General features: G+C 40.3%; 13 protein-coding genes. 11 read left to right on the top strand and 2 right to left on the bottom strand.

The window, feature by feature from the left end:
- Window positions 1-103: 103 nt before the first annotated feature.
- Together GWK51_RS07900 and GWK51_RS07905 are read left to right on the top strand one after the other, a co-directional pair.
- Window positions 104-2,293: a carboxy terminal-processing peptidase gene (locus GWK51_RS07900; protein WP_161933282.1), complete on the top strand. Its 2,190-nt coding sequence runs from the start codon at window positions 104-106 to the stop codon at window positions 2,291-2,293.
- A gap of 275 nt (window positions 2,294-2,568) precedes the next feature.
- Complete coding sequence (locus GWK51_RS07905) at window positions 2,569-4,617, top strand: bifunctional diguanylate cyclase/phosphodiesterase (protein WP_161933283.1); 2,049 nt, start codon at window positions 2,569-2,571, stop codon at window positions 4,615-4,617.
- Between the two features lie 97 nt (window positions 4,618-4,714).
- Here GWK51_RS07905 and GWK51_RS07910 read toward each other — a convergent pair whose 3' ends face one another.
- Entirely contained in the window at window positions 4,715-6,289 is a 1,575-nt protein-coding gene (locus GWK51_RS07910) for a sensor domain-containing diguanylate cyclase (protein WP_161933284.1), read from the bottom strand.
- A 330-nt stretch (window positions 6,290-6,619) separates the two neighbouring features.
- On the opposite strand from GWK51_RS07910, the gene GWK51_RS07915 reads away from it, so the two are divergent.
- The 8 genes from GWK51_RS07915 (at window position 6,620) to GWK51_RS07950 (ending at window position 16,436) form a co-directional block, all read left to right on the top strand.
- A complete protein-coding gene (locus GWK51_RS07915) occupies window positions 6,620-7,882 on the top strand; it encodes a sensor histidine kinase (protein WP_161933285.1) in 1,263 nt (420 codons plus the stop codon).
- Window positions 7,883-8,150: 268 nt separating this feature from the next.
- Window positions 8,151-10,949, top strand: a complete 2,799-nt coding sequence (glnE, locus tag GWK51_RS07920) for a bifunctional [glutamate--ammonia ligase]-adenylyl-L-tyrosine phosphorylase/[glutamate--ammonia-ligase] adenylyltransferase (protein WP_268895799.1) — start codon at window positions 8,151-8,153, stop codon at window positions 10,947-10,949.
- A gap of 18 nt (window positions 10,950-10,967) precedes the next feature.
- Window positions 10,968-11,894, top strand: a complete 927-nt coding sequence (locus GWK51_RS07925; protein WP_100240603.1) for a branched-chain amino acid transaminase — start codon at window positions 10,968-10,970, stop codon at window positions 11,892-11,894.
- A gap of 75 nt (window positions 11,895-11,969) precedes the next feature.
- Window positions 11,970-12,851, top strand: coding sequence for a mitochondrial fission ELM1 family protein (locus GWK51_RS07930; protein WP_161933287.1), 882 nt, complete (start codon window positions 11,970-11,972; stop codon window positions 12,849-12,851).
- A gap of 9 nt (window positions 12,852-12,860) precedes the next feature.
- The gene (locus GWK51_RS07935) at window positions 12,861-13,889 is read left to right on the top strand and encodes a glycosyltransferase family protein (RefSeq protein WP_161933288.1); all 1,029 of its coding nucleotides are present in this window, start codon (window positions 12,861-12,863) and stop codon (window positions 13,887-13,889) included.
- A complete protein-coding gene (locus tag GWK51_RS07940; RefSeq protein WP_161933289.1) occupies window positions 13,889-14,641 on the top strand; it encodes a polysaccharide deacetylase family protein in 753 nt (250 codons plus the stop codon). The genes GWK51_RS07935 and GWK51_RS07940 overlap by 1 nt, the downstream gene beginning before the upstream one ends.
- Entirely contained in the window at window positions 14,638-15,402 is a 765-nt protein-coding gene (locus GWK51_RS07945) for a glycosyltransferase family 2 protein (RefSeq protein WP_161933290.1), read from the top strand. The genes GWK51_RS07940 and GWK51_RS07945 overlap by 4 nt, the downstream gene beginning before the upstream one ends.
- Window positions 15,403-15,404: 2 nt before the next feature.
- Window positions 15,405-16,436 carry a glycosyltransferase gene (locus tag GWK51_RS07950; protein WP_161933291.1) on the top strand — a complete coding sequence of 344 codons (1,032 nt, stop codon included), beginning with the start codon at window positions 15,405-15,407 and terminating at the stop codon, window positions 16,434-16,436.
- A gap of 15 nt (window positions 16,437-16,451) precedes the next feature.
- On the opposite strand, the gene GWK51_RS07955 is transcribed toward GWK51_RS07950, so the two are convergent.
- Entirely contained in the window at window positions 16,452-17,336 is an 885-nt protein-coding gene (locus GWK51_RS07955) for a glucosamine inositolphosphorylceramide transferase family protein (RefSeq protein WP_161933292.1), read from the bottom strand.
- Window positions 17,337-17,622: 286 nt separating this feature from the next.
- On the opposite strand from GWK51_RS07955, the gene GWK51_RS16750 reads away from it, so the two are divergent.
- On the top strand, window positions 17,623-18,642 hold the full coding sequence (locus tag GWK51_RS16750; protein WP_328703734.1) for a glycosyltransferase: 1,020 nt from the start codon (window positions 17,623-17,625) through the stop codon (window positions 18,640-18,642).
- Window positions 18,643-19,016 lie beyond the last annotated feature (374 nt).

Here is a 19,016-nt window from a genome sequence, read left to right on the forward strand (position 1 = left end):
CGACATAAACATATTCAGTTGTTTAAGATGTTGAATCTGCACCATTCATATTGAATAACGACGCAGAAATTTTGGTCGAAAACCAAGGAAGTACAAATTATTTATGAAACTTCAAACAATAGCTTGTGCAGTTGCCATTGCGACTGGTGGTTTGTTTTTTACACACGCAATCAATGAAGCCATTGCAGCCAACGATACCGCTGTAGTTTCGCAGTCTGTCGTGCCAACTAAAGAGCAAGCGCTGGTTTCGCGACAGTTGGCAACATTAGTCGATCGTCAACATTATTTGAATTTGCGTCTGGATGCAGAGACCTCGAACCGTATTCTCGATTTTTATCTGGACAGCTTAGATCCAGACCATACGATTTTCCTGAATTCCGAAGTTGAACAATATAAGAAACAGTATGGTGCGACTTTCGGTGCGGCACTAAAAGCAGGGGACTTAACCGGTCCTTATACCATTCATGCGCAGTACCGTGAGCGTCTGGCTCAGTTTTATGAGTTTATGCTGGCTGAGTTGAAAAAGCCGCAGAACCTAAATCAAGCCAATGTCTATATTGATATTGACCGTGAAAAAGCTCCTTATTTTAAGAATTCCCAAGAGCAGCGTAGCTATTGGCAAAAAATGCTGGTGTCGCAGCTGATCAATTTAACCATTAGCAAGCAAGAAGACCAAGCCAAACAGAAGGTCTTAAAAGATAATCCCGAACTTGCCAATGGTCAGGACTTAACCAGTCCAGAAGATTTAACCCCGGTTCAGACGCTGACCAAGCGCTATACCCGTCAATTGGAACGTATTAGCCGGACCAAGAGTGATGATGTACTGGATAAAACCTTGAATGCGATGATGCTGACTTACGATCCGCACAGCAACTATTTCCCGCCTGTGGATGCGATGGAGTTGAACCGTCAAACCACGTTGCAACTCGAAGGGATTGGGGTGTCGATTCGTCCAGAGCGTGGCAATGAAGACTACACCAAGATTGAAACCATTGTAGATGGTGGTCCAGCGAGTAAAACAGGACAAGTGAAATCGGGTGACCGCATTATTGGTGTGGCACAAGATGGCGAAAAAATGGTGGATGTGGTCGGTTGGCCAAGCAATGAAATTGTCGGGCTGATTCGTGGTAAACGTGGCACCAAAGTCACCGTGCGTTTACTGGCAACAGGTGCTCCAATGAGCCAAGCACGCAATGTGACCATTGTGCGTGATGTGATTCAGGAAGAAGATGCTGGGGTACGTTCACGTGTGGTTGAAGTTAAGCGTGATGGTAAAGTGCACCGTATGGGCGTGATTGAAATCCCATCATTTTATTTGAACTATCGTGCGCGCCGTGCGGGTAATGAATACCGTTCAGTTTCTGAAGATACCAATAATGCTTTGAAAGAACTACAAACCAAAAATGTAGAAGGCATTATCATTGATTTACGCAATAACCCAGGTGGCTCTTTGGAAGAAGTCGCGCGTATGTTAGGGCAGGTGATCAAGTCGGGTCCAGTGGTACAAATCCGTGATGGCAATGGCAATGTCAGCGTGTTTGAAGATGATGATGGCGGTGCACAGACCTATGCAGGTCCATTGGCTGTCATGGTGAATTTGGCTTCCGCTTCGGCAAGTGAAATTTACTCGGCGGCAATTCAAGACTATGAGCGTGGCATTGTGATTGGCAGTACCACAACGGGCAAGGGAACAGCACAAGTTCAGCTTGATAGTTTGGCTTATGGGCAAGCGACTTTAACGCAGCGTAAATTTTACCGCGTGACGGGTGGCAGTACGCAAAATAAAGGTGTCGTTCCAGATGTCACGTTGGTCGATATCTATAATGAAGAGTTTGGTGAGCGTAAAGCCAAGAATGCCTTGAAATGGGATACGATTCCGACAGCACCCTTCAAACGTGAAGGCTCGGTGAAGCCTTATGTACAACAGCTTGATCAAGCTTCTGAACAACGAGTCAGTGTTGATCCACAGTTTAAATATTTGGAAGCGCGTAAAGCGATTGCAAAAAAATCAGATGATCAGAAACGCATCGTGTTAGACATTGATCAGCGTAAAGCTGAGTTGATTGCACTCGAGCAGGAAACCTTACAGGCCGAAAACCAACGTCGTCAGGCAACGGGACAAAAGCCGTATGCAAATTGGGAAAGCTATCAAGCCTCTTTAGATGCTTTGGCTGAGTCACGTGCCAAAATGAAAGCGACACAACGCCCAGCTTTGCCTGAAGAGGAAGCTTTTGTAACCGAGGCAGCCAATGTGTTATTGGACTATGCGAAAGTGCAAAAGGCGAAATCTTAAGTTGTTGTAAAGTTTGTTCGCTTAAAAAGCCAGTCTATGCATGACTGGCTTTTTAATGTTTGGAGCATAAAAAAGACATAAAAAATAAATGGATATTGGCTGAATGCTGTAACTAAATTGCGTAAATATTCGGGAATAAACACTTGACCAAAACGATAGAGTATTAGATTCTTAACAGGATTATAAAATTTGAAAAACTTTAGGTTTTTTTATTGCTCGAGAGCACGACTTTGAATGTATTGATAAAAAAAAGATGACCTAAACGGAAGCTTTATATGGTTCATATACATTATGATTTAAGCCTTGTTGTAGGTTCTATTTTATTTGCTTTGTTGGCATGTTTAATGGTTGTGTCACTGGAACAATTATTATTTCGCGGATCACAGCAAAAGCTGCACAAGGTCATCTTGGTGACCAGTGGTCTAGTTTTAGGCGTCGCCATTTGGTGTATGCACTTTATTGCTATTTTTGCTTGTCAATTTCCTGAATCCTTTAGCATTGATCTTGGGCTAACGCTGACCTCATATGTAATAGCTTTTGTTGCCTCAACTTTCGCCATTTGGCTGATCACACGTCCCACTTTATCTTTCGCTCGCCTGATTATGGGGGCAGTCCTGATGGGGCTGGGCATTTCGGGGATGCATTACACGGGCATGCTCGCTTTAGAACTGCCGTCATATCATATTCAGTACGACGCCATGATGGTGGTATTTTCGATTATCTTTGCCATTTGTGGTTCGGGTTTAACCTTCTGGCTCACCTTTAAATATAAAGCAGCGACTAAATATAAGTTTTGGCTGAAACTCTGTATTGCATTCATGATGGCGATTTCGATTGTCGGCATGCATTTTAGTGGTATGGCGGCAACGAAATTTGTCCAAGATTCTACAGATTTGCTGAACTTGGGGCAGTCGGGTTATGGCTTAATTGTCTTTACGGTATTGTTGGTTACCTCGCTAATTTTTATCGCGGCATTCTTTGTTGCGGTACTCGAACAGCGGCTAGAGGAGCGGAATATACAGCTGTATACCGCCAATCAGGAACTTGCCAAGCAAGCGGTGAGAGATAACCTGACTAAATTGCCGAACCGTTTGTATCTAGCTGAATACGCACATTTCCTGTTTACCAATCATCGCTATAACGATCAGAAAATTGCCTTTCTTTTTATCGATTTAGATCGCTTTAAAGGCGTCAACGATGTCTTTGGTCATCATGTAGGGGATCAATTGCTGGTACAGCTTTCGAGCCGTATTCATGCCCAACTGAATGAGCGTCAAAAACTGCTGCGTATTGGCGGAGATGAGTTCTTAATGGTGATTGAAGATGCCAGCCTAGAACAAGCGGAACGCATGGCGGCAGTTGCACTGGAACAGATTCAGGAAAGTTTTCTTATTGCAGGCAAGGAAATTAATATTTCTGCCAGTGTCGGCATAGCCATGTTCCCTGAGCATGGCAATAACTTGCAAGATTTGCTGATTAATGCAGATGCAGCAATGCTGTCCTCAAAATACCAGGGTCGTAATACCTATTCCGTGTTTAACTATACGGCGGATCAGCAAGAAACCAAGAGCCTGACCAAGTTAATCAACGACCTATATAAGGCGGTTGAAGAACAGCAGTTTGTTCTGTTTTATCAGCCAAAATTTACCACGCAAGACCATCAAATTTGTGGTGTGGAAGCCTTAATTCGTTGGCAACATCCGACTTTGGGTTTATTGACCCCGAACATGTTTATTCGTGGTGCAGAAAAAACAGGGCTAATTATTGAACTGGGTTATTGGGTGTTGGAACAAGCCTGCCGTCAAATTCAAATCTGGGAAAAAAATAATGTGCCGTTTTTCCCTGTGGCGGTCAATCTTTCAGCCGTGCAATTTGAACATAAACACCTATTTACCAACCTAGAGCAGTTGTTTGAAAAGTATCAAATCGATCCAAGTCATTTGATGATTGAGATCACTGAAACCACCGCCATGCATCATATTGAATCCAGTATTTTGAGTTTCGAGCGATTGCGTCAAATGGGTATTAAACTGGCTATTGATGACTTTGGAACAGGACATTCCAGCTTCCTGTATTTGAAGAATCTTCCTGTGGATGAACTGAAAATAGACCGTGAGTTTATTTATGATTTAGAAGAAAACTCTAAAGAAGAGATGATTTTGGAAAGTATCATTCAACTGGCGATCAAGCTCGGTTTGGTGGTGACCGCGGAAGGGGTGGAATGTGCATCTCAGGCGGAAATTTTATCGCGTCTAGGTTGTCAGCAATTACAAGGCTATTTATTTGCAATGCCGATGGAAGTGGAGCAGCTTGAGCGGATCTAAGTTTAAGCTGTGGACTCAGATTTGGTTAGTCAGGAAGTTGTTCGATCTCCGTTGTAACTGAAAGTCTTGTTCAATTCAGCTTAATCTCACCTTTCAATTACATGCAAATACGATTACGTCCCTCGGCTTTGGCTTGATAGAGGTTTTCATCTGCCAGTTTCATCACTGCCTTAATCTGTACCGAAGAATCAGGCCAGTGCGCGAGTCCAATCGAAATGGTAATTGGACCAATACCTTCCACCAGTGTGGTTTCAAGTTTAAGTCTTAGGCGTTCTGCCAGTTTATAGCCGATATTCAAATCTGTACTTGGCGTCAGGACGATAAATTCTTCACCGCCAAAACGGCAGCAGACATCATTATCACGGAAATTGGCTTGTATGAGAGCTGCGACTTTCTGTAGCACCAAATCGCCTTTGTCGTGTCCGTAGGTGTCATTCACTTGTTTAAAGTGATCAATATCAATCGCAATCACACAAAATTGGGTTTTGGTATTCATCAATTCTTGCGTGAACACCTCCATACCACGTCGGTTATAAAAACCGGTCAGAGGGTCGGTGTTGACATGGTAGTTCAGCTCGTTAATTCGTTTTTTAAAGTTCTGCGCGCTGAGCAAGAGCGAGAGACGGAATTTCAACACCTCAAAATACCAAGGTTCGATACTTTTAATTTTTTGATCGATATCAGGGGTATTCAAAATGCTCGCCATTTTCGCCAGCTGTTCCAGCGGATTGGAAATCAGATAGGCAATGCGCCAAACAATAAAGAAAATCACCAGATAGAAGATCGACATGCCAAACAGAATTTTATACACAATGCTGGTGGCTTGTTCTAACAGAACCGCTGTGGGTTGCTGTGAAACGATGATCCATTTGGTCGAGGGTACATAGGCAAACCCCGCTAGATTTTCTTTACCTTCACTGTTGACCAGTTGCATCTTGCCGAATTTGGTTGCCTGAATCTGTGCCAGTCCCGTGTTATGCGTGACGGTTTCACCAATCCGTTTTGGATCGGGATGAAAAATAATACGGTTATACTGATCGAGCACATACATATAGCTGTTTTGATAGTTGTATTTGATGCTCAGTAATTCCCGAATAATGTTATTTTTCTTTAAATAGAGCGCACCACCAATAAAGCCGAGATAATTGTGATTGTTGTCAAAAATAGGTTGTGAGACAAAAACAATCAAATTATTGCGTACAGAATAATAGGGGTGTGTGATGACAGGGGCTTTTTGGTCTAGGGAAAGCTGAATGCCATAGGTTTTATTGATACGTTTTTTATCAAATGCCAGCTGCTCGGGTGCATAAGACAGGAAACGCCCCTCTTTATCAATCACTACTACACTGTCAAAGGCATCAGACTGGAAGCGTAAGCGATCCACTTCGTTTTGTAGTTGAATCGGATCATCAAAGGAATGCCCGAGAATGTCGGCACTATAGGCCAGTTGCTTGACTAGACTTTTGAATTGTAAATCGGTGCCATGTGCAATTTTTGAAGCATAGTCAAAATTGACGGAGAGGGAGTTTTCAATCAGTTGTTGGCGCTGAATGTAATAACTGACGGCCAGTGAAATCACAAACAGGCTAAAGACACTGAACATCGCCAAAAAAAGAATGAGTTTTCTTAAATCTAGATTAAGTGTTGAAAGTAGCCGTTGCAAAATGGTCATCACAATTATGGAGTAGATCGGAAATGAAATGGGTTGGATTGCACGTCATCCAGTGATCCGATGAACATAACCGCCAACTGGGTTTTAAACTTGTAGGATGTCAAACAATGTATAGAGAAATGAGATAAAAATCTAGTTTTGATAAAAATTATCCATGTGCTTATCACCGCCATGACTGGTCAAGAGGAAGATTAAGTATTATATTGTTTTTGTAACTATATTTTAATTTTTTGTATCTCTATTTCTCGATTTATCTGCGGCTCAAGATTTAAACAAATAAGCAAAATGAAATGTAACGATGTTTGATCTTCACGTTTTCCCGAGGCAATTATGAAAATACAACTCCTAGAGATTGGCTCAGAAACCGAGCAATTAAGTGCGTGTAGACTTTCATTGTTGTTGGGTATTGCGACACCGCAGAATCAGATTTCCACTTATCTTAAGTTAGCTCGCCAATTACTGGCAGTCGATTATGCTGTGTTGCAATTTCAGCATGAGCCCTATGCATGGATCTCGACAGCGACGGGTTTAAAAGCCTATGCCTGTTCAGGTCTTTTTGCTGACTTACAAGTACCAGACTATGTCGATGTGCAACATGCAGATTATACTGCTTTTGTGAGTGAGGTTTCGCGTTTGGGCTTGGCTGCTGAGCCGCGCTTACTGGTCTTGAACTTATGCAATGCTGAGGGGCAATCCTTTGGTCAGGTGGCTTTTTTTGATCAGCAGACCACCGCATTTAGTCCAGAGCAGATCCAAATGCTGCAAGAGTTGTTTGCCAGCTTAATCAAGCATATTGAGCTGAAGATTGATCATGCTGAACTCAAAGAAATGTATGAGCAGCAGTCGGCTTTAAATTTTAGTAAAACCAAATTTTTCCAGATTATTGCACATGATTTACGTGCTCCTTTTCATGGACTACTGGGCTTTTCAGAAGTGCTGGCGCAAGAGCGGGATAGTTTAGATGAAGCCAGTATTCAAAATATCGCCGATTACTTGCATGACACTACGCAGTCAATCTATAGCCTATTGGAAAGTTTACTCAATTGGGCGATGGCTGAAGGCGGGCGCTTTGTATTCCATCCAATCAATTTTCAATTGAAGCAAGCCTCTAAAATTGTGTTCGATGTATTAAATGGACTCGCGATTAAAAAGAAAATTCAATTGATTGAAGATGTTCCTGAAGAAATAAAAGTTTTTGCGGACATCAATATGGTGACTTCCGTAATTCAAAATCTGGTCTCGAATGCGCTGAAGTTTACGCATATGGATGGGACTGGAGTGGTGAAAATTTCAGCGAAAGTGACAGAAAAGGGCGTCGAGATTTCCATTCAGGATACAGGTCTAGGCATGACACCCCAGCAAATTGAACAGTTATTTCAACCGCGATTAACAGTGAGTTTTAAAGGCACCGATGGTGAAAAAGGCATGGGACTAGGTTTGGTGCTGTGTAAACGCTTCGTGGAAATTAATCATGGTGAAATTGAAGTGCATTCTAAAGAGGGAGAAGGCACCCTATTTAAGGTCACTTTGCCGCAAGCCGAATCCCATCTCGCCCTCAGTGCCAATCAAAAATTCATAGAAGTTTCTCCTTAAAATTGAACGCTAGTTGATTTTCAATAAAAATAATCAGAAAACAGAATGTGCAAGGTAGTATCCCTTGAGATGATTGAGTACACTCAAGCTAAAGACGCGGTCATACTTTTGCCCAATAGCCGATTTTAATGGTTCTGCCTATGCTGGAGAGCAACACGATCAAGTCGTGCTGAAACGGGTGGGGCTGATGATTCGATGTGGATCAAAGTGAAATTCCAACTCGATATGCAACATGCGATGACAAGAACCTTGATAATTAAAGAAGACGTTGAACTCGGCGTGTGCCGAAAAAGGAGAGTGGCTCTTGATGAACGCTGAACAATTGCAGAAAACCTTGTGTGCCAGCCAATATGCAGAACAAGTTTTGGCAATCCACTCCAGCTTATTAGAACAAGATTACAGCGTTGATCAGTTCCAGAGTTCCTTAGCCACAGCACAAATTTATGCACACGTCCAAGATGAATTACAACATGTAGAAGATGAAACGACGTGGTTGCGACTCAGTCGAGTATTACGCGCTCGATTGATGTTTCGCTGGATTTGGCAAGATGCCAACCAGTTGACGGACGTGGTGACACTCACCCGCGAACTGTCCGATTTTGCTGACGCCATGGTGTGTGCTGCAAAAGATTTTGCGCGTAGGCCGCTGGTTGCCAAGCACGGTGAGCCAATCGGTTATAACGGCAAAGTTCAAGATTTGATTGTGATTGCCATGGGCAAACATGGTGCCCAAGAACTCAATTTGTCTAGCGATATTGATTTGATATTTGCTTTTGATGAGCAAGGCGAAACCAATGGGCGCAAATGTATTGATGTACAGCAATTTTGCATTCTTTGGGGACAAAAGCTGATTTACCTGCTGGACCATATGACTGCGGATGGTTTTGTCTTCCGTGTAGATATGCGTTTGCGTCCATGGGGTGATGGTTCTGCGTTGGCCATTAGTCATGTGGCTTTGGAAAAATACCTGAGTCAGCACGGGCGCGAATGGGAGCGCTATGCGTGGATCAAGGCACGTATCGTCACAGGGGGTAAAGAGGGTGATGAATTACTGGCAATGACCCGTCCATTCGTGTTCCGACGTTATGTGGATTACACCGCCTTTGAAGCCATGCGCGAAATGAAAGCCATGATTGAGCGCGAAGTGGCACGTCGGAATATTGAAGATGATATTAAACTGGGTGCAGGCGGAATTCGCGAAGTCGAATTTATTGTGCAGGTGTTCCAGTTAATTTATGGCGGCTCAAAACTCGAACTACAAGATCGTCAATGTCTGGTCAGCCTGCATCATTTGGGCGAGGTCGGTTTACTGGATCCACAAGTGGTGCTTGAGCTGGAAGATGCCTATTTATTCTTGCGCCGAGTTGAACATGCCATTCAGGCACTGAACGATCAGCAAACCCAATCCTTACCGAGTGAGCCTGAACTGCGTCAGCGCATGACTGAGACTCTGGGCTATGCAGATTGGCAGTCTTTCTTGGATGTGCTGAATCAAAAGCGCGCCAAAGTGATTTATCAGTTTGAGCACCTGATTAAGGAAAAAGAACCCGATCCATTGGTGGAGAGTTTCGGTCAGCTAGAGCAACGCTTACAGGCTGTACTGGATGAAGATGCGAAAAATCTGGTGCATGAGTTCTGGTATGGCAATGCCTTAAAAAAACTGCCTGCCAAAGCCGTACAGCGTTTAAAAATGTTCTGGCCACATTTGATTGAAGCAATTTTAGAGTCGGATAAACCGCAAACCGCTTTATTACGTTTAATGCCTTTGGTCGAATCGGTGATGCGTCGTACCGTGTACTTGGTGATGCTGATTGAAAGTAAAGGCGCATTACAACGTCTGGTCAAAATGGCGACGGTCAGTCCATGGATTTGTGAAGAATTGACGCATTATCCAGTGCTGCTGGATGAATTCTTATCCATGGATTTTGAACTGCCGCGCCGTCAGGATTTGCAGGATTCTTTACGTCAGCAATTGCTGCGTATTGAACTGGATGAAGTGGAAGACCTGATGCGAGTGTTGCGTCTGTTCAAGAAGTCGAATGTCTTGGCGGTGGCTGCCAGTGATGTCTTGGCAGAAAGCCCATTGATGAAAGTGTCAGATGCCTTAACCGATATTGCAGAAGTGTCGGTCAATGCGACCCTGAATATGGCGTATCAGATGGTGGCTAAACGACATGGTTTCCCGCTCGACATTGAAGGTCAGCGCTGTGCGATTGACCATACGGCATTTGCCGTGGTGGGGTATGGGAAAGTCGGCGGGATTGAACTGGGATATGGTTCAGATTTGGACTTGGTGTTTATTCATTATATGGATGAGCAGGCGGATACCGATGGACCGAAATCGATCAGTGGTTTTGAATTTGCCATGCGTGTGGCACAGAAATTTATTTCACTGATGACCACGCAAACCCTAGATGGTCGTGTTTATGAAATTGATACACGCCTGCGTCCTTCGGGTGAGGCGGGAGTGTTGGTCACCAGTCTAAAAGCTTTCGAACAATATCAACTGAAAAATGCCTGGTTATGGGAGCATCAAGCACTGGTACGTGCACGCTCGATTGCGGGTGAAGAAACCTTGCGGGATAAGTTCGAGCAACTGCGTTGTCGCATCTTAACCTTGCCTAGAGAAGAGGCTAATGTCCGCGAAGAAGTGTTGAAAATGCGTCAGAAAATGAAAGACCATTTAGGTTCTTCTAAAGAACAACAAAAAGATGGAATTTTTCATTTAAAACAGGATGCAGGTGGTATCGTTGATATTGAATTTATGGCACAGTATGCTGTGTTAGCATGGAGTGGGTCGAATCCCGATCTCGCCCATTACTCCGACAATGTACGAATCCTTGAAGACGCTGCAAAAGCAGGTTGCTTATCCAGTGACGATGCAACAGCATTGATTCAAGCTTATCTCAGTGAACGAGCCGAGAGCCACCGTTTAGCACTTGCGAACCAATCCATGCAAGTAAATGCTGCGGACTGGCACAATACCCGCGTGATCGTTTGCAAGTTATGGCAAAGATTAATAGATCCAACTGCCACGGCAGTATTGGATAAAAATGACTGTGTATAAAAATTTGGAGTGTGTGCCATGAATTTGGCTGATCGTGATGGTTTTATTTGGCAAGATGGACAATTAGTTGACTGGCGTGAAGCGAAAGTTCACGTTTTAACGCATACTTTGCATTACAGTATGGGTGTCTTTGAAGGTGTGCGTGCTTATGAAACACCAAAAGGTACAGCGATTTTCCGTTTACAAGACCACACAAAGCGTTTGCTTAATTCTGCAAAAATTTATCAAATGAAAGTCCCATTTGATCAAGCAACGCTAGAACAAGCTCAAATTGATGTAGTTCGTGAAAATAAATTAGCATCATGCTATTTACGTCCTTTGATCTGGATTGGTTCGGAAAAACTCGGTATTGCAGCAACCAATAACACCATTCATGCCGCTGTAGCTGCTTGGGGTTGGGGTGCATATTTAGGTGAAGAGGCGATGGCGAAAGGTATTCGCGTTAAAACTTCATCTTTCACGCATCACCATCCAAACGTGACCATGTGTAAAGCAAAAGCATCAGGTAACTATACGCTGTCGATTTTGGCTCACCAAGAAGTTGCGCATTCAGGTTATGACGAAGCAATGCTCATGGATCCTCAAGGCTATGTCTGCCAAGGTTCTGGCGAAAACGTCTTCCTCGTGAAAGATGGTGTGTTACATACACCTGATATTGCGGGTGGTGCATTGGATGGTATTACGCGTCAAACCGTGATTACCATTGCCAAAGACTTAGGTTATGAAGTCGTAGAACGCCGTATTACCCGTGATGAGTTCTACATCGCGGATGAAGCATTCTTTACAGGTACTGCTGCCGAAGTTACGCCAATTCGTGAATATGATGACCGTCAAATCGGTTGTGGTTCACGTGGTCCAATCACAACTGAAATTCAAAAAACCTATTTTGATGCAGTCCAAGGTCGTAACGACAAATATGCACACTGGTTGACTTACGTAAACTAAGTTGATCGGTTAAGATCAAAAGGCGAGACCTCGGTTTCGCCTTTTTTTATTGAAATTTCAAAATGGTTAGAGTTTATGCATATTGTTTATGTGAGTGATGGAAAGGCGGGACACCGTTCACAAGCACTTGGCTTGTTCAAAGCCCTACAAAGACAATCGATAGAAACGGTGAACTTTGAAGAAATTTCGATAGAGGACTTAGCTTTATTTACACTTATTGCAGGACTGTTTCGTAGATCGATTTCACAGTTGAATACTCCCCCTGATTTGATTATTGGGGTCGGGAGTCATACGCAATTACGTGTACTACTGCTTGGGAAAATTTATGCGCAAGCCAAAACGGTCATTTTAATGAAACCGAATTATCCATTGGCTTGGTTTAATTATAGTGTGATTCCAGAACATGATGGTATTCCAGCCTCTGATCGCGTGATTGTGACCCAAGGCGCCTTGAATCCGATTGTGAATGAACAGCGACATCAATCTGGGCGGATTTTGATTGCATTGGGTGGTTCATCTAAACGCCATCAATGGAATGCGGATAAAGTCTTTACTTCGATTGAACAGATTGTGAAGCAACATCCGAATAATGAAATTATTATTACCACCTCACGTCGAACACCTGAGCAGTTTGTTGAGCGCTTGAGTGCCTATCCTTTTTTACCGCATGTGCATTTTTTTCCAGTCGAACATACCCCGCAAGGCTGGATTTTTGAAGAGATGCAAAAAGCAGAAGCAGTTTGGGTCACTGAAGACAGCGTCTCAATGATTTATGAGGCATTAACTGCTGGATGTAAAGTGGGAATTATTAAAATAGATAGATTAAAGTCTGATAGAATTACACGCCAGTTAGATCAACTATTAACACTGAATACGTCTGATACTGCACAACACAACTGTTTGTACTTAGAAATGAACGAAGCAATGAGAGTTGCCGAAATTCTATTGAAAAAATAGAGCTTTTACATGAAAATTTTACATATCGCAAATTTTGGATTTAATAAGCAAGGTGCACATTTTTATTGCACAGATCGTAAAATTTCAGCTGGCCTAATTGAGAATGGGCACTTTGTTTATGATTTCAGCTTTCGTGATATGGCTCGTATGGGTACCATTTTTAAAACTAAAAAGTTGGGTGCAAATTGGGCCAACAAAGAAATTTTAAAAATCGTCAATAATATTGAACCAGATCTAGTGCTGATTGGTCATAGTGACCTGATGAGTTCGAGCGTACTGGGTGACATTAAGCAGCAATACCCGAAAACTAAAATTGCATTTTGGTATGTTGATCCATTGTACTTAGAGCAGAAGCTGGGCTTTGTTCGTGAATTCTCCCCGTACTTGGATGCTATTTTCTGTACGACTGGAGGAGAATACCTCAAAAAACTCAAACAGCCGCATTTGAAAGCCGCGTATATGCCTAATGTAGGGCATCATAATGTTGAAATGTTAAAGCAATTTGAATCAGAAAATATTGATAAAGATTTTATTTTCTGTGGCGTAGTTTATAAAGAACCAGTACGTGAAAAATTTCTTAAAGATTTGGCCGAAACATTAAAACAAAACCAAGTGCAGTATCAGTATTATGGCTGTTTTGAACAACCTGGTGTGTATGGTAAAGGATATTATAAAGTATTGTCAGAGTCACGTATGGGCTTGAATTATTCGCGTAGAAATGATGTGACTTTATATAGTTCTGACCGAATTGTGCAGCTGACTGGTAATGGTTTATTAACCTTTAGTCCCCGTATTCCTGATTTTTGCAAACTGTATACGGAACAAGAAGTAGTTTATTTTGATGACCAAAATGATTTGGCTGCCAAAATTAAATACTATGCGGATCATCCTGTGGAAGCTAAGCAAATTGCAGAAGCCGGCTGGAGTAAAACCCGCAACAGTTTTAATGCCAAGCGTATCAGCCAATTTATGATAGAAGTCATTTTTGATTTACCACTGTCAGAGGCTTATGAGTGGTCGCATGAGGTATATGCTTAATGTCGATTTTATATGTCATTTTAGGTGTGCTTGCATTGGCAGCAGTCTTATATCTATTAGGAAACTATACGTTTTGGTTGCCATTTCGTAGTTCTAAAATGCCTCGTGTGGTGATGTTGCATCAAGTGACGCCTGATGCCGAGGCATCGGGTATGAATATGCCACCAGCAAAATTTGAACAGCTGTTGCAGTATTTGGTTAAAAAGAAGGCCACGTTTTGCTTCGTATCAGAACTTGATCAATATGCAGATAAAAGCAATATTTTTGCGTTGTCTTTTGATGATGGTTTTTTAGATAACTATATATATGCCTATCCATTACTAAAAAAATACAATGCCAAAGCAACAATTTATTTGGCAACACAAATTGAAGGCATTGAAAAGTTGAATGAAGTACAAATTCAAGAGATGGCAGACTCAGGAGTCATAGAATTTGGAGCGCATACGCAACACCATGTAAATTTATTAAAACTGTCTGATGAAGAAGCATTTACAGAAATGTTGGCATCGAAGAAAGATGTTGAAGCTTTAGTTGGGACGTGCCGTAGTTTTGCATATCCTTTTGGTCGTTTTAACGAAAAGCATCAGCAGATGGCGAAAGATATAGGTTTTAGTAATGCTGTGTCTACGAGAAAAAAAGTCGAAGCTTTTACGCCTGCCAATCAATTCAACATTCCCCGAGTGAGCACACATGGTGCAATGAATGCCTTACAAATGCGTATTGCCTTAGCTAAAGGACGTTATAAATTATGATTCCATGCAGTGTTTATATCGTTACGTTGAATTGTGGTGCTTGGCTCAAAGATACTCTAAACAGTGTCAAAGACTTTTCAGAAGTGATCATTTTGGATTCAGGTAGTACAGATGATACTTATACGATTGCTCAGACTTTTTCTAATGTAAAGATTTCTCATCAAGATTGGCAGGGCTATGCAGGGCAAAAAAGCCTTGCCTTGGCGCAATGCAGAAATGAATGGGTGCTGAATTTGGATGGTGATGAAGTATTATCTAAAGAATTAAAATCGGAAATTGTACAGGTTATTCAAGCCAATCAAATCGATGCTTTAATTACCCCAATTAATGACGTATTTTTGGGTGTTCCCAATAGTAAGCATACAAAAAAACATGCCAAGGTACGTTTTTTTCGCAAAAGCAAAGGGCATTATGATCTAGCTAACAAAGTTCATGAAAACGTGATCGTAGAAGGGCAAAGTGTCAAAGCTGAGGGTGATATTTATCATTATGGTGAATCTAGCATCTTTGTTAAAGTTGAAAAAAATAATCAGTATTCGAATTTAAAGGCTGTGGAGAAGTTTCAAAAGGCTAAAAAGCCAAGCTTGCTAAAACTGAGTTTAGTCATGCCTATGACTTTCTTAAAGTCTTACTTTATTCGCCGTAGTTGTTTAAATGGTTGGCGCGGTTTTGTAAACAGCATGATTAATGCATTTTATGCATTTTTAAAAGAAGCTAAGCTGTTTGAACAATATCAAAATGTGAAGCAGAAGCGGGACTAGACATGAAGATTGTCCAAGTTTTAGCGACCAGTGGTGGCATTGGAGGATTAGAACAACATACCTTTAATCTGGTCAATGAAATGTCACTGCAGCATGAAGTGCATGTTTTGGCACATCCATGCTATGCGGGAAAATTCATTACAGGGGTACATTTTCATGCAATAGACTTTGCCCGCAGCCGTTGGAATATTTTCCTGCTGTGGCAGTTGAAAAGTTTGATTAATCAAATACAGCCAGATATTGTGCATGCTCAAGCTGGAAAAGCTGCAGAGTTGATTTCAAGAATTCGCTATTGGTTGAATCCTGTAAAATTTGTCACAACTGTACACGGAACTAAAAAGAATAAAGCTATTTATGCTTCAGGTGATGCTGTCATTGCAGTTAGTCAGGCACTAACTCAAGGCATACCTGCAGCTAAAGTTCACGTTGTATATAATGGGGTATATCAGCAACCTGTGCTTTCAGATTTGCGACAACAGCAATTGAAGGCAGACCTTTATGCTCAATACCCTGAGATGGATAGTTCTAAAAAAATTGTAATGAGTATTGGTCGGCTTGAACCAGTCAAAAATATCAGCTTGCTTTTAAATGCCATGCAGGGCATTGATGCAAATCTTTGGGTTGTAGGCGATGGTTCATTGCGAGACTCGTTGGAAAAGCAAGCAGCACAGCAGCATATGCAGCATCAAATCGCTTTTCTGGGATTCCGTAGTGATGCTCGGGATTTGATTCAGCTTGCAGATACCATCGTTTTATCTTCTGATCGTGAAGGATTTCCTTTGGTCATGGTGGAGGCTTTACAGGCTGATAAAACCATGGTTTCAACTAAAGTAAATGGCGTGATTGAGTGGCTGCCTGAGCCATATCTTGCAAATATTGGACAAGCGAAAGAGTTGCAACAAGCAATAGAAAATGCTTTAACTGTACAAGCACAAGCGGATTTTTCCCCTTTATTTATGAAAGCAAAGCAAGAGTTAACTGTTACTGCCATGACACAGCAAACGCTCAATATTTATGAGCATTTGCTAAAATAGTTGTTTTGGGCTTATTTACTTTTTAACTGATAAGCGTATTGCATCTAAAACTACAAAATTATGTTCAACATTTATTGTATGGCAACCATCATCGTTATTATTCCATGTGGGTAAAATAACTTCTAAAAGTTGCTCTTTGTATGAGGTTGGGCTAAGTTCAAGAATTTCTTTGAATTCAATATTTCCACCATAACGTTTCAATGAGTCTTGACTAGGTCGTATAAGTTTTTCTTTGTAAATAAAAGGCTTACCAGCCATTCTGAATTGTTGATGACCTTTGCAGACTGGGTTTTTTGGGTGTTCTTGCCAGTTAGGATTTAAAATATCTTCAGTAAAGAAAATATCTAAACGGTCACCAAATTTTTTGCAGTTTCTACGTGTGGAAGTCAATAAATACCACATCCCTTCATGATAAAGGGGGGTGGTATCTACAGCATCAATATTATCAAATAAGTTTGAATGTTTTTCCCATTTCAGTGGTAACTCGGTACATTTCCACAATTCAATAGTTTTATTAGCACTGGTTTCAGGAATCATGTACCAGTTATTTTCAACCTTAAATACACAAGGATAAGATAGGTGGTAGTCCAATTTTAAAATAGTTTGTGGCTTTGAGTAGCTTCCATCTGTAAAAACTTCTAAGACTGATAAAAAGCCCACAGGATGAACATCATCTACTTCTTCAAAAAATATAAAGTGTTGATTATTCTCTTGTACATAAAAACAGTCAGCAAAGGTGAATTTTTGAGGTGAATGAATTTCAAAAAGATCTTTGAGCTGTTTTTGATTGTTAAAGGATTCGTCTAACCAACCAAAACGCATATACCAATGCGAATTAAATTTTTTGGCTTGTTGGTTTTGTTGAAATTTGTACCATTTCTTTAAAATTGTTCGCATCATAAAAATTAGATATATAAGACTATCTATCTAATTTTACATTAGATATTATATTCAGCAACGCTAGATTTGTTTGTAATTATGAAAATTTTCTAATTAGCATAGGAGAGGAACTCCTTGAGGGTAAGTGTTTAGTGTTGGTAGAGTCTAAAATTAAGTATCTTCTAGAAACAATGATTGCTTATTAGGGCATAATTTAACTGTGATATAAAAAACATCCTAAAATAATTAGGTATAATTAGTAATTTTATTTCTAACTTAATCAAGTCAATTAGCTAAGAGAGCCAAAGTGAAAATTGTTCATCTTCTATATTTTACGGAATTTGCGGGAACAGAGAAAGTTTGTGTAGATTTGTGTAACACAATGAGTCAAGATAATGAGGTTTTTTTGCTTGGAAATCTTTATGATTTTCAAGGTAATAAAATTACTGATTATCTTGAAGATGCTGTTAGGTTTGTTGATATTCCGACAGATAAAAACCGTCATAATATTTTATATCTGTATAAAATTTCAAAAATTCTAAAAAAAATAGATCCAGATGTTATTCACTGTCATAATACAAAACTTCTAGAAATAATGAAATATTGTCAAATATTTTTACCTAAAAAAATACCTATAATATTTACTAAGCATAATTGGTTTGTAAAAAAAAGAATGAAATATGCTGATTTGTGTGTTGGGATTTCTCCAGAAACATTAAAGCTTTGTAATGCAAAAAATAACATTCTAATAGAGAATGGTATAAGATTTAAGCAAGCAAAACGTGTTTTACCAGATAATATTTTTAATATCGTTGGTGTTGGGCGACTTGAAGAGCATAAAAACTGGCAATTGGCGATTACAGCATTAAGTCAGGTAAGTTTTGATTATCGTTTATATATTCTTGGAAAAGGAGTCTATGAGCAACCCCTTAAAGATCTAATTAAACAATTAAATGTTTCTGATAAAGTTAAACTAGTAGGTTTTGTTGATAACCCTTGGGATTATATTTATAGTTCAGACTTGCAGTTGTTACCTTCACGGCTTGAAGGATTTTCTTTAGCTCTGATTGAAGGTATTTATTATGGTAAAATGGTATTTGCTCTAGATACGGCTAATCATAGAGAAGTATTAGGAGATGATTTTATTGTTGAGAATGATGCAGAAAAATTAGCGGTAAAACTTGATGATGTTTATCATCATTATTATGAATATAATAAGAAATTTTCTAGTGTCAAAGCGGAATCATCTAGATTTGATATAAATCAAGTTGCTAAAAAGTACCTTGATGCTTATCGAGGTTTATTAAATAAAACTGATGTAATTTAAATTATTATATTTAATGCAAATATTATTTTATGTCTTTGGCTGATTTTTTAGTACAAGAGCATATTTTTTGAATAATATTAGACTCGGATTTTAAGTCCGAGTCTATTATCAGAATGTTCGTCCAGAGATTGAGTGCTTTATGAGTATAATTATTTTGGTAACTTTTTTGTATACTGATTAGGTTGTTTTTGAATTTTTGAATTTTTGAATTTTTGAATTTTTGAATTTTTGAATTTTTGAATTTTTGAATTTTTGAATTTTTGAATTTTTGATATTAAGCATTTAGATAGTGGAATAATGGATATCTAATTTCAAGTATTATAATAAGTATGAGTTTTTTTTCGTTGATGAAGAGGGAAGTCAGTACATTTCCA

It is taken from the genome of Acinetobacter kanungonis (assembly GCF_009939195.1).
Classification (GTDB): Bacteria; Pseudomonadota; Gammaproteobacteria; order Pseudomonadales; family Moraxellaceae; genus Acinetobacter; species Acinetobacter kanungonis.

What these genes read in the sequence shown, in the direction of transcription:
- GWK51_RS07900 (WP_161933282.1), top strand. Translation starts at nt 104, where the DNA reads ATGAAACTTCAAACAATAGCTTGTGCAGTTGCCATTGCGACTGGTGGT.
- GWK51_RS07910 (WP_161933284.1), bottom strand. Translation starts at nt 6,289, where the DNA reads ATGACCATTTTGCAACGGCTACTTTCAACACTTAATCTAGATTTAAGA.
- GWK51_RS07945 (WP_161933290.1), top strand. Translation starts at nt 14,638, where the DNA reads ATGATTCCATGCAGTGTTTATATCGTTACGTTGAATTGTGGTGCTTGG.
- GWK51_RS07935 (WP_161933288.1), top strand. Translation starts at nt 12,861, where the DNA reads ATGAAAATTTTACATATCGCAAATTTTGGATTTAATAAGCAAGGTGCA.
- GWK51_RS07915 (WP_161933285.1), top strand. Translation starts at nt 6,620, where the DNA reads ATGAAAATACAACTCCTAGAGATTGGCTCAGAAACCGAGCAATTAAGT.
- GWK51_RS07950 (WP_161933291.1), top strand. Translation starts at nt 15,405, where the DNA reads ATGAAGATTGTCCAAGTTTTAGCGACCAGTGGTGGCATTGGAGGATTA.
- GWK51_RS07905 (WP_161933283.1), top strand. Translation starts at nt 2,569, where the DNA reads ATGGTTCATATACATTATGATTTAAGCCTTGTTGTAGGTTCTATTTTA.
- GWK51_RS07925 (WP_100240603.1), top strand. Translation starts at nt 10,968, where the DNA reads ATGAATTTGGCTGATCGTGATGGTTTTATTTGGCAAGATGGACAATTA.
- GWK51_RS07955 (WP_161933292.1), bottom strand. Translation starts at nt 17,336, where the DNA reads ATGATGCGAACAATTTTAAAGAAATGGTACAAATTTCAACAAAACCAA.
- GWK51_RS07930 (WP_161933287.1), top strand. Translation starts at nt 11,970, where the DNA reads ATGCATATTGTTTATGTGAGTGATGGAAAGGCGGGACACCGTTCACAA.
- GWK51_RS07940 (WP_161933289.1), top strand. Translation starts at nt 13,889, where the DNA reads ATGTCGATTTTATATGTCATTTTAGGTGTGCTTGCATTGGCAGCAGTC.